This window comes from Streptomyces roseirectus, assembly GCF_014489635.1.
In the GTDB taxonomy this organism is placed as follows: domain Bacteria; phylum Actinomycetota; class Actinomycetes; order Streptomycetales; family Streptomycetaceae; genus Streptomyces; species Streptomyces roseirectus.
The window spans coordinates 2,460,754-2,474,240 of record NZ_CP060828.1; the positions used below are offsets into that span (position 1 = coordinate 2,460,754).

Here is a 13,487-nt window from a genome sequence, read left to right on the forward strand (position 1 = left end):
CGCCGTCCCGCAGTGGCCCGAAGCACCTCACCCGGAGGGGTATCTGACCTTGCGTCAGCTCCCGAAGGTGCGCTTGCCCCTGTCAGCTCACGACCGGTACCGCCACCGGTGCCTCCGGGCCCACGTACCGGGCCGCCGGGCGGATGATCTTCGGGTCCTGGGACTGTTCCAGGATGTTGGCGCTCCATCCGACGACGCGGGCAGCGGCGAAGGTCGGGGTGAACATCTCGCGGGGGAGGCCACAGAGTTCCATCACGACGCCGGCGTAGAACTCGACGTTGGTGTGGAGTTCGCGGCCGGGTTTGAGTTCGGCCAGGATCGCCTCCACCTGGCGTTCCACCTCGACGGCGAAGGCGACACGCGGCCCGCCGAAGCGCTGGGCGATCTCACGGAGCATCCGGGAGCGAGGGTCCTCGGTGCGGTAGACGGCATGACCGAACCCCATGATCCGGTCGCCGGCCAGTACATGTTCCCGGATCCATGGATCAATGCGTTCGGGGGTGCCGATCGCGTCCAGGGTGTCGAGGGCCCGGCTGGGCGCCCCGCCGTGCAGAGGCCCGGAGAGCGCGCCGACGGCGCCGACGAGGCAGGCGGCGACGTCCGCACCTGTGGATGCGATGACGCGCGCGGTGAATGTTGACGCGTTGAAGCCGTGGTCAATGGTGGAGATCAAGTATTGCTCGATCGCCCGCGCCTTGTGTTGATCAGGTTCAGCGCCAGTCAACATATACAGATAGTTCGCCGCGTAGGACAGATCCGCCCGGGGCTCGACCGGTTCGAGCCCCTTCCCCAGCCGGTACAGCGCGGTGAGCAGCGTCGGCACCGCCGCGGCCGCCACGAGCGTGTCCGCACGCCGCCGGCCGGCGTCCGTGTCGTACACCGGCCGGAACCCCTCGACCGCGCCCAGCAGCGACAGCGCCGTCCGCATCCCCGCGAGCGGCCCGGCCCCGCCCACGCTCGACGCGGCGACGGCGGGCAGGGCGGCCGCGATCTGGGCGGGCAGCGCACGCAGGGCCGCCGTCTCGGCCGCGAAGGCGGACGCCCGTGCGGGATCGGGGAGTTCGCCGTGGACGAGGAGGTACCAGACGTCCTCGAAGGAGCGGGTCTCGGCGAGTTCGACGGCGGAGTACTGGCGGTAGTGGTAGAAGCCCTCAAGGCCGCGCACGTCACCGACCCGGGTGTCGGTGACGACGACGCCGGCGAGTCCGCGCGGGACGTCGACGAAGGACGCGGTGGACCTGTTGACAGACATGGATTCCCTCCTTGAACTTGATTCGACTGTCCATCATTGACTAAATTGCTGTCAATATTGATCCAATCAATATGTACTCATCCGGATACGGTGACCCCCATGCGCGATCAGGAACCCGCCCCCGGCCACCCCGAACGGCGTCTGACCACCAAGGAGGCCGCCGAACTGCTGGGCGTGAAGCCCGAGACGGTGTACGCGTACGTCAGCCGGGGCCAGCTCAGCAGCAGACGCGTGCCCGGCGGCCGCAGCAGCACCTTCGACGCCGCCGAGGTCGAGGCACTGGCGCGCCGCAACAGGCGCGAGAGCGCCGGGACTCCGGGCACGAGCGGCGAACCGGCCGTCCGCACGCGCCTCACGTACATCGACGGCGACCGGTACTACTTCCGGGGCGTCGACGCGGTCGACCTGGCCGTCGCGCACTCCTACGAGGCGGTCGCGGAGTGGCTGTGGACCGGAGAACTGCGCGCGGGAGCCACGTTCACCGCACCCGAGGCGTCCCTGAAGGCCGCCCGCAGAGCGGCCCGCGCGCTGCCCGAGCACACCGGCCCCGCCGACCGCCTGCGCGCCGCGGCCGTGGCGGCGGCCGTGGCGGACCCCCTGCGCTTCGACCTGTCCGAGGACGCCGTCGTCGGCACCGGACGGACCCTGATCCCGACCCTGGTCGCCGCCCTCCCGCCGAAGCACCCCGGCCACCGGGACGAAGGACCCCTGGCCCGGCGTCTGTGGGCACGGCTGACGACGCGCACGCCCGACGAGGCGTCCTTGAACGTCCTGGACACGGCGCTCGGCCTGCTGGCCGACCACGACCTCGCCGCCTCGACGCTGGCCGTCCGGGTCGCCGCGTCGGCCCGCGCACACGCCTACGCGGCCGTCTCGGCGGGCCTGGGCGTCGTCGAGGGTCCGCTGCACGGCGCGGCCAGCGGACTCGCGCACCGGCTGCTGGACGAGGTCCTGGAGCGAGGCGACGCGGCGCCGGTGATCGCCGAGGAGTTGCGGGCGGGCCGGCGGATCCCGGGCCTCGGCCACCGGCTGTACCCGGGCGAGGATCCACGCGCGCGTGCCCTGTTCGCCCTCCTGGAGGAGATCCCCGACGCGCACCCGGCACGCGCGGCGGCGCGGGACGTCGTGGCCACCACCGCCCGCCACACACCCCTGCACGCCAACGTCGACCTCGCCCTCGCCGTCCTGACCCTGTCCTTCGGCATGCAGCCGGCGGCCGGCGAGGCGATCTTCGCCGTGGCCCGTACGGCGGGCTGGATCGCGCACGCGCTGGAGGAGTACGGCGAACGCCCGCTGCGGATGCGCCCCAGCGGCCTCTACGTGGGCCCCAAGCCGCCCCGACCGCTCCCCGCGGACCACGCACGCGCACCAGGCGCGCACTCTGCGTGATCCGCCAGGCCGAGCCCCCTCACGGAAACCCGACCGGATCAGGACACACCGCCGTCGACAAGTCACCCTGCGCCAAGTCAGGTTAGGCTCACCTCTGTGAGTACGTGCACGACTGTCGCGCGGGATCTCGACGAGCCCTTTTCCGGGACCGCGGCCACGGCGACGACCTGGCTCCTGCTGGAACAGCCGGGCCCCTGGGGCGCCAAGGCGCTCACCGAGAGCCACCTGGACCGGCACCTGGGCCGCGCCCTGGAGAGGGCCGCCAAGGGCACGGGCGTCCGGGTCGCGCTCATCCGCCGCCCCGGGCGCCACGCCGACGTCGGCGCCCCGCCCCCGCGCCAGGTGTTCGCCGCGCACACCGTCCCCGGCGGGGTGTGGCTGCGCGCCGCCACGATCCAGGACCCCCGACAGCTCCTGGACCTCGACCTCGGCGCGCTCGGCCGGGGCGACCACCGCACGTTCGACACCGTCCTCGGCGGGCGCCCGCACACGGGCGACCCGCTCGCCCTGGTGTGCACGAACGGCAAGCGCGACCGCTGCTGCGCCCTCCTCGGCCGCCCCCTGGCCGCCGAGCTGACGGCCTCCGACGTACCGGGCGTCTGGGAGGTCACCCATCTGGGTGGTCATCGTTTCTCCCCCACGGTGCTCGTCCTGCCCTACGGCTACGCGTACGGGCGCGCCGAGGCCCACACCGTCAAGGACGTCCTGCACGCCGCCCGCGAGGGTCGCGTCGTGGTCGACGGGTGCCGCGGGTGCTCGGCCTGGGAGCGGCCCGGCCAGGCAGCCGAACTCGCCGTCCGCACGGCCGTCCACGAGTACACCGCCGAGGCGCTGGGCGTCGTCCGCACGACGGGGGACGCGCCCCGCTGGGAGGTCACCGTCGCCCACACGGACGGCCGGCGCTGGCGGGTCGTCGTCGCCCAGAGCAACCCGCTGCCGGCCCGCCCGGAGAGCTGCGGGGCGTCGGTGCTGGGGACTCCGGCGCGGATGGACGTCGTCGAGGTGCGGGAGCTGACGGCGGCGAGGGCGGCGCTGGCGAGCTGACGCGGCCGGTCCGCGAGAGATCCCCGCCACACACCCCTACGGCACTGTCACACCCTCCGCGTACCGTCGAGGCATGAGTCCCACCGCCCCCGTCCGCCGTCTGCGCCTCGGCCTTCCCCGGCGCGCCTTCTCGCAGATCCTGCTGATGCAGCTGTCGATCGCGGCCGGCGTGGTGGTGCTCGCGACGGGCCTGTTCCTGGCCCCGCTGAGTGACCAGCTGGACGACCAGGCGATGCGCCGCGCGCTGGCGATCGCCCAGACCACCGCGGCGATGCCGCGGCTCGCCGAAGACCTGAAGCACAGCTCGCCGTCGGTGGACGGCCCGGTCCAGCGGGAGGCCGAGCGCATCCGCCGGGCCAGCGGGGCCGAGTACGTCGTGGTCATGAACGGCGCCGGGGTGCGCTGGTCGCACCCCGACCCCGCCCAGATCGGCGGCGTCGTCTCCACGGACCCGCACAAGGCGCTGGCGGGCCAGGCGGTCATGGAGATCGACGACGGCACCCTGGGCCGCTCCGCGCGCGGCAAGGTGCCCCTGCGAGGCGACGACGGGCGGATCGTCGGGGCGGTGTCGGTCGGCATCGAGTACGACAGCGTGCGCGCCCGCCTGGTCCACGCGATCCCGGGGCTGTTCGCGTATGCGGGCGGCGCCCTCGCGGTGGGCGCGCTGGCGGCCTGGCTGATCTCGCGCCGGGTGCACCGGCAGACCCGGGACCTGGCGTTCTCGGACATCTCGGCGCTGCTCGCGGAGCGCGAAGCGATGCTGCACGGCATCCGGGAGGGCGTCGTGGCACTGGACCGCGCGGGCCGCGTACGGCTCCTGAACGACGAGGCGCAGCGCCTGCTGGGCATCGGCGACGAGACGGTGGGCCGCTCCCCCGACGAAGCGCTCGGCGCGGGCCGCACGGCCGACGTCCTGGCCGGCCGGGTGACCGGCACCGACCTGCTGACCGTGCGCGGCCCGCGCGTCCTGGTCGCCAACCGCATGCCCACGGACGACGGCGGCGCGGTCGCCACCCTGCGCGACCGCACGGAGCTGGAGCAGCTGGGCCGTGAACTCGACTCCACGCGCGGGCTGATCGACGCCCTGCGCGCGCAGGACCACGAGCACGCCAACCGGATGCACACGCTCCTGGGGCTGCTCGAACTGGAGATGTACGGCGAGGCGGTGGAGTTCGTCGGCGAGGTGGTCGGCGACCACCGGGCCACCGCCGAGGAGATCACCGAGCGGATCCAGGACCCCCTGCTCGCGGCGCTGCTGGTCGGCAAGGCGACGGTCGCGGCGGAGCGCGGCGTCGCCCTGAAGGTGTCCGACGGCACGCGGCTCCCGGACCGGCTGGTCGACCCGAGGGGGCTGGTGACGATCGTGGGCAACCTGGTCGACAACGCGCTGGACGCCGTCGCGGGCACCACACACGCACGCGTGGAGGTCGAGTTGCGCGCCGAGGGGCGTACCGCCGTCCTGCGGGTGCGCGACACCGGTCCCGGGATCCCAGCAGACAAGCGTGAGCTGGTGTTCACGGAGGGCTGGTCCACCAAGAAGCCTCCGGCGCACGGCCGTCGCGGCATCGGACTGTCCCTGGTGCGCCGGCTCGCCGAACGGCAGGGCGGGCGAGCCTCCGTGGGAGAGGCCGAGGGCGGGGGCGCGGAGTTCAGCGTGATCCTGCCCGACGCGCTGTCCGAGGACGCCCCGGCGGCCCCGACAGCCCCCGCCGTCACCGCGCGTACCGCCGAGGAGGAGGCACGGTGATCGAGGTCCTGGTCGTCGACGACGACACCCGGGTCGCCCGGGTCAACGCCGCCTACGTCGAGAAGGTGCCGGGCTTCTCCGTCGCCGGTCAGGCGCACAGCGCGGCCGAGGCGCTGCGTCTGCTGGAGCTGCTGCCCCGGGTGGACCTCGTGCTCCTGGACCACTACCTGCCCGACGCGACGGGCCTCGACGTCGTCCAGGAGATGCGCCGCCGCGGCCACCAGGCGGACGTCGTCATGGTGACGGCCGCGCGGGACGTCACGACGGTCCAGGCGGCGATGCGGCACGGCGCGCTCCAGTACCTGGTCAAGCCGTTCGCCTTCGCGGGCCTGCGCGCCAAGCTGGAGGCGTACGGCGAGCTGCGCCGCACCCTGGACGTCGGCGGCGAGGCCGAACAGGCCGACGTGGACCGCATGTTCGGCGCCCTGTCCGCGCCGTCGGAGCCCGGTCTGCCCAAAGGGCACTCCCCCACCACCACCGAGCTGGTCCGCCAGTGCCTGATGCACGCCGACGGACCGCTGTCCGCCCAGGAGATCGCCGACCGCACGGGCGTGAGCCGTCAGACCGCCCAGCGTTATCTGAAGCTCCTGGAGCGCACCGGCCGCGCGCGGCTGACCCTCAAATACGGCGACGCGGGCCGCCCTGAGCACCGTTACGTGTGGGCGACCCGCGCCTGAGAGCACGGCTCGTTGAGCATCTTGACGAGTACCGAATGCCTTGATGAGTACCAGGCACCGTGATTGATGTATGGACCAACTTCTGCACGGATCATCAATGTCGTCCACATGTACGGACGACCCGCCCGCCCCTGCCCGCCGCCGCGCCTGGGCCGCGCCATGACCCAAGCCCCGCGACCCGCCGCACGGCTGTCCCGTGTGCCGTACGGCAGTGAGGGCACCGCCGCGCTACACGGCTCCCGCTCCTGTCAGCGAACGCACCTCCGTCTCCGCGTGCCGGGCCTCGTCGGGCTCCTCGGACGAGGTGACCGTGCCGAACCAGCCCGCGAGGAAGCCCATCGGGATCGAGATGATGCCCGGGTTCTGGAGCGGGAAGAGCTGGAAGTCGACGCCGGGGATCAGCGACTCGGGGCTGCCCGAGACGACCGGCGACAGCACGACGAGCAGCAGCGCCGGGATCAGCCCGCCGTAGACCGCCCACACCGCGCCCCGGGTGGTGAAGTTGCGCCAGAACAGCGAGTAGAGCAGCACCGGCAGGTTCGCCGACGCGGCGACGGCGAAGGCGAGGCCGACCAGGAACGCGACGTTGAGTTCGCGGGCCAGGATGCCGAGCGCGATCGCGACGATGCCGATGCCGACGGCCGCGACCCGTGCGACCCCGACCTCGCTGCGCTGCTTGGCGTGCTTGCGGCGCAGCGACGCGTACAGGTCGTGGGCCACGGACGCCGAGGAGGCGAGCGTGATGCCGGCGACCACCGCGAGGATGGTGGCGAAGGCGACGGCGGCGACGACCGCGAACAGCACCGTGCCGCCCATGGAGTCGGCGCCGCCGCCGAGGTCGAGGGCGAGCAGCGGGACCGCCGTGTTGCCGGCCGCGTTGGACTGGCGCACGGCGTCCGGCCCGACGATCGCGGCGGCGCCGAAGCCCAGCACGATCGTCATCAGGTAGAAGCTGCCGATCAGGCCGATCGACCAGACCACCGAGCGGCGGGCCGCCCGCGCGGTCGGCACGGTGTAGAAGCGGGACAGGATGTGCGGCAGGCCGGCCGTGCCCAGCACGAGGGCGAGACCGAGGCTGATGAAGTCGAAGCGCGAGGTCCAGTCCGCGCCGTACTTCAGGCCGGGCGCCAGGAAGTCGATGCCGTGCCCGCTGCGTTCGGCCGCGGTGAGCAGCAGCCGGTCGAAGTCGCCGTGGAAGCGGACGAGGACGAGGACGGTCAGCGCGACCGTGCCGCCGAGCAGCAGGACCGCCTTGACGATCTGGATCCAGGTGGTGGCGCGCATGCCTCCCAGCGACACGTAGATGACCATCAGCGCGCCGACCCCGATGACCGTCCACACCTGGGCCGCCGCCCCGCTGCGGCCCAGCAGGAGCGCGACCAGACTGCCCGCGCCGACCATCTGCGCGACCAGGTAGAAGATGGACACGATGACGGAGGAGGCGCCCGCCGCGATGCGCACCGGCCGCTCGCTCATCCGCGCCGCGACGACGTCCGCGAGCGTGAACCGCCCGCAGTTGCGCACGAGTTCGGCGATGAGGAGCAGCACGACCAGCCAGGCGACGAGGAAGCCGACCGAGTACAGCAGGCCGTCGTAGCCGAACAGGGCGATCAGGCCGGAGATGCCGAGGAAGGAAGCGGCCGACATGTAGTCGCCCGCGATGGCGAAGCCGTTCTCCATCGGGGAGAACAGGCGCCCGCCCGCGTAGAACTCCTCGGCCGAGCCGTGCCGGTTGCGGCTGACCCAGGTCGTGATGCCCAGTGTGACGGCGATGAACACGCTGAACAGCACGAGGGCCAGGGTCTGATGGTTACCGCTCACGACGTACCGCCCTTCACGCCGCGCGTCAGCTCCTGGGTGTCCCAGCGCAGGTCGAGGGCGGCCCGGTCCCTGCGCAGCCTGGCGTGCCTGGCGTAGGCCCAGGCCAGCACGAAGGTGGTGAGGAACTGGCCGAGACCGGCGACCAGTGCCACGTTGACGGCGCCCACGACGGGACGGGCCATGAACCCGGGCGCGGTGGTCGCGGCGACGACGTACGCCACGTACCAGAGGAAGAAGCCGATGCCCGCCGGGACCACGAACCGCCGGTAGCGGCTGCGCACTTCCTGGAAGGCGGCGCTGCGCTGGACGGCGAGGTAGACCTCCGCCATGGCGTCGCGGGCCGGTTCCTGGCGGGGAGCGGGGACCGCCGGCGCGGGTGCGCCCGGTGGTTCCGTTCCGGGCCAGTCCGGAGCCAGGGCGCCGAACCAAGGATCGTCATGACGCACGCCCGCCGGCTCTTCGGGGACCGGGGGTCGCACCTCTCGGTGCTCGCGTGCTCTCTCGGGACCGCCCCCGCCACTGCGGGCACGGTCGTTGCTCAACTGCATACCCAATGATGGACAGAACGGGAAGATCCCCTACTCTCTTTCCCGCATTCTTCACCCCATCAAGCGACAATGGGCCGACTTATCCCATTTCCGATTTTGGTGGTTTTACCAACCCCTTTCTGTATGCGTAACTCACTGCCTGCGCACGGTCCTTGAGCCCCGTCTTCGCGAACAGGTTGTTGATGTGGGTCTTTACCGTCGTCGTGGAGACGTGGAGTCTCCGGGAGATCTCCTGGTTGCTCAGCCCCTCGGCGATCAGGGTCAGAACTTCGGCCTCGCGCGCCGTCAACCCGTCGGGCGGCCCCGCCGGCTCGACCGGCTCCGGTTCCGGCTCCGACAGCCGCTCCAGCAGCCGCCGTTGGATGCTCGGCGACAGTCCCGCGTCCCCGGACAGGACGCTGTGCACCGCCCGGACGATCTCCTCGCCGCCGGCGTCCTTCGTCAGGTAGCCGCGGGCGCCTGCCCGAAGCGCCGGGAACAGGGACTCGTCGTCCGCGAACGTCGTGAGCACCACGACCTGGGTGCCGGGGTGACCGGCCCTGATCCGCCGGGTCGCCTCGACGCCGTCGCAGCGGGGCATGCGCAGGTCCATCAGGACGACGTCCGGGGCGAGTTCGGCGACCAGCCGCACCGCGTCCTCGCCGTCCACCGCGGCGCCCACCACCTCCACCTCGGGCAGCAGCCCGAGCAGCGTCACGATGCCCTCGCGGACGACGGTCTGGTCGTCCGCCACCAGCACCCGCGCGGGCCTCCTCGCCGTGTCCAGCGTCATACCGGCACCCTCAGCCTCACCGTGAACCCTTCCTCGTCCGGCCCCGCCTCCAGGGAGCCGCCCAGCAGTTCGGCACGCTCCCGCATGCCGAGGAGACCGTATCCGCCTCCGGCACCCGCGAGTTCACCCGGCGAGCCGCCCGAGTCCCGCACGTCGAGGGTCACTTCACCGGGGCCGTACGCGAGCCGGAGGCTCACCCTGGCGCCGGGGGCGTGTTTGCGGACGTTCGTCAGGGCCTCCTGCGCGACCCTGCGCACGGCCTGGGACGCCTCCACCGGCAGGGGTCTGCGCTCACCCTCCACAGTGACCTCCGTGCCGTCGGCACCGCGCGCAAGGCCGGTCAGGAAGTCCTCCAGCGGGGTCAGGTCGCCGCGCAGGGCGGACAGCGCCTGGCGGGTCTCGTCGAGGCCGTCACGGGCCATGGCGCGGGCCGCCACGACCCGGTCGAGGATCTGCTGCCGGTCGGCGCCCCGCTCGATGAGGAGCCGGGCCGCCTCCAGGTGGACGAGCTGGGCGGAGAGACTGTGGGCCAGCACGTCGTGGATCTCCCGGGCGATGCGGGCCCGTTCGGTCAGCGCGGCCGACTCCGCCTCGGCCTCCCGCGCGGCCCGCTCCTGGGCGAGCAGCCGGGCCGCGCTGCCCCGCGCCTCGGCGTCGAGGCGCAGGGTATAGCCGACCATGGCCAGGGCGCCGAGCGTGGCCGCAGTGGTCAGCCACATGTCCTCGTTGACGGCGGCGAACGCGCTCAGGGCGACCGAGGCGAAGGGGAGCGCGGCGCCCAGCGGAAGCCGCTCCAGCGCCACGACGGCGCAGCCGCACCACAGAACGATGGCCGGCGAGCCGAACCCCAGCGCCTCGGCCGCGACCGCGAGCCCCAGCAGGAGCGTCAGGAGCAGCAGGGACGGCCACAGCCGGTGAGCCAGCGTCATCCGGAAGAACCCCCGCGCCGCCCCCGCCGCGACGAGGACGATCGCTCCCCCGGCGGCCAGCGTCCAGCCGTGCGCACGCGGGCTGTCGACCGCGCTCCACAGCAGGACCCCGAGCGCCAGCAGCCGCAGCGCCCGGCCCAGCGAGCGCCGGGCCGGGGTGTCGTCTTTACGGGCCAGCGCCTCCCGGGACGGCCAGCGCGTCCATGGGTTCTCGGTCACACGCGCTCCTTCGTGCGGTACCGGGGCGTCTCGTCACCGTACGGCGCGGGGCTCTCGCGCGCCTTGTCGAGCCACTGCGCACGCCAGGCCACGACCCCGGAGCGCACGAGCAGCGTGGCCGCCAGCGACAGCATCAGGGCAGAACTGTGCGGGTGGACGCCGATCGCGGCCCCGATCCCGATGAGCCCCACCCGCAGCACGACCCCGACCCCCCAGACAGCGGCACTCGCCTTCCCGCTCCTGCACCACACGACCCCGTCCGCGGCGACCCACATCCGCGTGGTCCACGCCCACCCGGCCCCGGTCACCAGCCCGACCAGCACCTCACTCCCGAGCAGTACGGCCGAAGCGGTCCGATGCCCGGCGTCGAGCAGCCCAGGCTCCCGCACCGCCATGACGGCCAGCACCCCGGGCACGAGCCACCACCGCCGCCCGGCGTCGACCGGCGCCGCCCGGAACTGCCGCACGACCACGAGAGCGACGACCGCCCCTATCACCAACGCATCGACAAACCCGGCCATCCCAGCCTCCGTGAACGAAGAACACCGACGGCACCACCACCGCCACCTCCGAACCTACGGAAACCAGCCCCTGCACCGGATCGGAGCCAGGGTGGATCAAGGGTGGACATCCCCCTCACCCTTCTCCACCCAGAGGTGGAGAAGGGCCCTGTCAGTGCCCCCGAAGGGGCACTGACAGGGGCGCGGGGAACTGCGCGACAAGCCACACACAACCCGCACCCCGACAACACCCCGAACCCACCACGACGAACCGCCCCGGCCAAAGCCGAGCGCAGCGGCTACGCGTCGATCCGCGACCGGTCCAACGTGGCCGCCGAGCTGGAGATGAACTCCTTACGAGGTGCCACGTCGTTGCCCATCAGCAGGTCGAACACCTGCTCCGCCGCCTCCAGGTCGGACAGGTTGATCCGCCGCAGCGTCCGGTGCCGGGGATCCATCGTCGTCTCGGCCAGCTGGTCCGCGTCCATCTCGCCGAGACCCTTGTACCGCTGGATGGAGTCCTTGTACCGCACGCCCTTGGTCTGGAACTCCATGAGCTTGTCGCGCAGTTCACGGTCCGAGTACGTGTAGACGTACTTGTCCTGGCCCTTCTTCGGCTGGACGAGTTCGATCCGGTGCAGCGGCGGGACCGCGGCGAAGACGCGCCCGGCCTCGACCATGGGCCGCATGTACCGCTGGAACAGGGTCAGCAGCAGGCAGCGGATGTGGGAGCCGTCCACATCGGCGTCGGTCATCATGATGATCTTGCCGTAGCGGGCGGCTTCGAGATCGAAGGTCCGGCCGGACCCCGCTCCTATGACCTGGATGATCGCGCCGCACTCGGCGTTCTTCAGCATGTCCGTGACGGACGACTTCTGGACGTTGAGGATCTTGCCGCGGATCGGCAGCAGCGCCTGGAACTCGGAGTTGCGGGCGAGCTTGGCGGTGCCGAGCGCGGAGTCGCCCTCGACGATGAAGAGTTCGCTGCGGTCGACGTCGTCGCTGCGGCAGTCGGCGAGCTTGGCCGGCAGGGAGGACGACTCCAGGGCCGTCTTCCTGCGTTGCGCGTCCTTGTGCTGGCGGGCGGCGACACGCGTGCGCGCGGCGGCGACGACCTTCTCCATGACGACGCGGGCCTGGGCGGCGGCGTCCCGCTTGGTGGAGGTCAGGAACGCCTTGAGCTCCTTGGCGACCACCTGGGCGACGATCCGGCGGGCCGCCGAGGTGCCGAGGACTTCCTTGGTCTGGCCCTCGAACTGCGGTTCGGCGAGCCGGACGGTGACGACGGCGGTCAGGCCCTCCAGGGCGTCGTCCTTGGTGACGCCGTCCTCGGCGACGCGCAGCAGCTTCTTGGCGCGCAGCACCTCGTTCATGGTCGTCGTGACGGCCTGCTCGAAGCCGGCGACGTGGGTGCCGCCCTTGGGGGTGGCGATGATGTTCACGAACGACTTGAGTGTCGTGTCGTAGCCGGTGCCCCAGCGCAGGGCGACGTCGACGCCGAGTTCGCGGGTGACCTGGGTGGGGGTCATCTGGCCGTGCTCGTCGAGGACCGGGACGGTCTCGCGGAAGGTGCCCTGGCCGGTGAAGCGGAGGATGTCGCAGACCGGCTTGTCGGCGGCCAGGTACTCGCAGAACTCGCTGATGCCGCCGTCGAAGCGGAAGGACTCCTCGCCCTTGCTGCCGCCCTCACCGAGGCCGAGTTCGTCGCGGACGACGATGGTCAGGCCGGGCACCAGGAACGCGGTCTGGCGGGCGCGCTGGTGGAGGTGTTCCAGGGAGAGCTTGGCGTCCTTGAGGAAGATCTGACGGTCGGCCCAGTAGCGCACGCGCGTGCCGGTACGGGTCTTCGCGACCCGCTTGGTCTTGCGCAGTCCGCTGTCCGGGTCGAACTTGGCGTCGGGCCCGGCTGCCGCGAAGGCGCCGGGGACACCGCGGCGGAAGCTGATCGCGTGCGTGTTGCCGCCGCGGTCGACCTCGACGTCGAGCCGGGCGGAGAGTGCGTTGACGACGGAGGCGCCCACGCCGTGCAGACCGCCGGAGGCGGCGTAGGAGCCGCCGCCGAACTTGCCGCCCGCGTGGAGCTTGGTCATGACGACCTCGACGCCGGACAGGCCGGTCTTGGGCTCGACGTCGACCGGGATGCCTCGGCCGTTGTCGCGGACCTCCACCGAGCCGTCGTCGTGGAGCACGACGTCGATGTGGTCGCAGAAACCGCCCAGCGCCTCGTCGACGGAGTTGTCGATGATCTCCCACAGGCAGTGCATCAGACCGCGGCTGTCGGTCGAGCCGATGTACATGCCGGGGCGCTTGCGTACGGCTTCAAGTCCTTCGAGGACGAGCAGGTGCCGCGCGGTGTAGTTGGAGCCGTCCCGGTCTGCTCCTGCCAGCAGCGCTGTGGACGGCACGGACGTATCGGCGGTCACGCGGTTCGCTCCTCGCTGAATTTCAGGTGGGGCCCTTCTGGGTAAGGGCACGGCTTCGGTCGCCGTCAAGAGGGTACCGAGGCCAGGTAGAGCCGTTGTCACGCCACCCTCGTCTGGAGTTCAGACTAGTCCAGGATCGCATGCGTGTTCGATCGCTCGATGGAGT

11 protein-coding genes are annotated in these 13,487 nt (G+C 72.0%); 4 read left to right on the forward strand and 7 right to left on the reverse strand.

Going from position 1 to position 13,487, the window contains the following annotated elements; translation table 11 throughout:
• Positions 1–82: 82 nt before the first annotated feature.
• The gene (locus IAG44_RS10030) at positions 83–1,252 is read right to left on the reverse strand and encodes a citrate synthase/methylcitrate synthase (RefSeq protein ID WP_187746788.1); all 1,170 of its coding nucleotides are present in this window, start codon (positions 1,250–1,252) and stop codon (positions 83–85) included.
• A gap of 99 nt (positions 1,253–1,351) precedes the next feature.
• Between IAG44_RS10030 and IAG44_RS10035 the strand changes: the two genes are divergently transcribed.
• The 4 genes from IAG44_RS10035 (at position 1,352) to IAG44_RS10050 (ending at position 6,109) form a co-directional block, all read left to right on the forward strand.
• The gene (locus tag IAG44_RS10035) at positions 1,352–2,641 is read left to right on the forward strand and encodes a citrate synthase (RefSeq protein WP_187746789.1); all 1,290 of its coding nucleotides are present in this window, start codon (positions 1,352–1,354) and stop codon (positions 2,639–2,641) included.
• Between the two features lie 96 nt (positions 2,642–2,737).
• On the forward strand, positions 2,738–3,685 hold the full coding sequence (locus IAG44_RS10040) for a ferredoxin family protein (RefSeq protein ID WP_187746790.1): 948 nt from the start codon (positions 2,738–2,740) through the stop codon (positions 3,683–3,685).
• A 73-nt stretch (positions 3,686–3,758) separates the two neighbouring features.
• Positions 3,759–5,432, forward strand: coding sequence for a sensor histidine kinase (locus IAG44_RS10045; RefSeq protein WP_187746791.1), 1,674 nt, complete (start codon positions 3,759–3,761; stop codon positions 5,430–5,432).
• Positions 5,429–6,109, forward strand: coding sequence for a response regulator (locus tag IAG44_RS10050; protein WP_187746792.1), 681 nt, complete (start codon positions 5,429–5,431; stop codon positions 6,107–6,109). Before IAG44_RS10045 ends, IAG44_RS10050 begins: the two co-directional genes overlap by 4 nt.
• Before the next feature lie 228 nt (positions 6,110–6,337).
• Here IAG44_RS10050 and IAG44_RS10055 read toward each other — a convergent pair whose 3' ends face one another.
• The 6 genes from IAG44_RS10055 to IAG44_RS10080 form a co-directional block, all read right to left on the reverse strand.
• Positions 6,338–7,930 carry a solute symporter family protein gene (locus IAG44_RS10055; protein ID WP_187746793.1) on the reverse strand — a complete coding sequence of 531 codons (1,593 nt, stop codon included), beginning with the start codon at positions 7,928–7,930 and terminating at the stop codon, positions 6,338–6,340.
• On the reverse strand, positions 7,927–8,478 hold the full coding sequence (locus IAG44_RS10060) for a DUF485 domain-containing protein (RefSeq protein WP_187746794.1): 552 nt from the start codon (positions 8,476–8,478) through the stop codon (positions 7,927–7,929). The genes IAG44_RS10055 and IAG44_RS10060 overlap by 4 nt, the downstream gene beginning before the upstream one ends.
• A 79-nt stretch (positions 8,479–8,557) precedes the next feature.
• Positions 8,558–9,250, reverse strand: a complete 693-nt coding sequence (locus IAG44_RS10065; protein ID WP_187746795.1) for a response regulator transcription factor — start codon at positions 9,248–9,250, stop codon at positions 8,558–8,560.
• Positions 9,247–10,398: a sensor histidine kinase gene (locus IAG44_RS10070; RefSeq protein WP_187746796.1), complete on the reverse strand. Its 1,152-nt coding sequence runs from the start codon at positions 10,396–10,398 to the stop codon at positions 9,247–9,249. The genes IAG44_RS10065 and IAG44_RS10070 overlap by 4 nt, the downstream gene beginning before the upstream one ends.
• Complete coding sequence (locus tag IAG44_RS10075) at positions 10,395–10,919, reverse strand: DUF1453 domain-containing protein (RefSeq protein ID WP_187746797.1); 525 nt, start codon at positions 10,917–10,919, stop codon at positions 10,395–10,397. The genes IAG44_RS10070 and IAG44_RS10075 overlap by 4 nt, the downstream gene beginning before the upstream one ends.
• A gap of 278 nt (positions 10,920–11,197) precedes the next feature.
• The gene (locus IAG44_RS10080) at positions 11,198–13,321 is read right to left on the reverse strand and encodes a DNA gyrase/topoisomerase IV subunit B (protein WP_187746798.1); all 2,124 of its coding nucleotides are present in this window, start codon (positions 13,319–13,321) and stop codon (positions 11,198–11,200) included.
• Between the last annotated feature and the right edge of the window lie 166 nt (positions 13,322–13,487).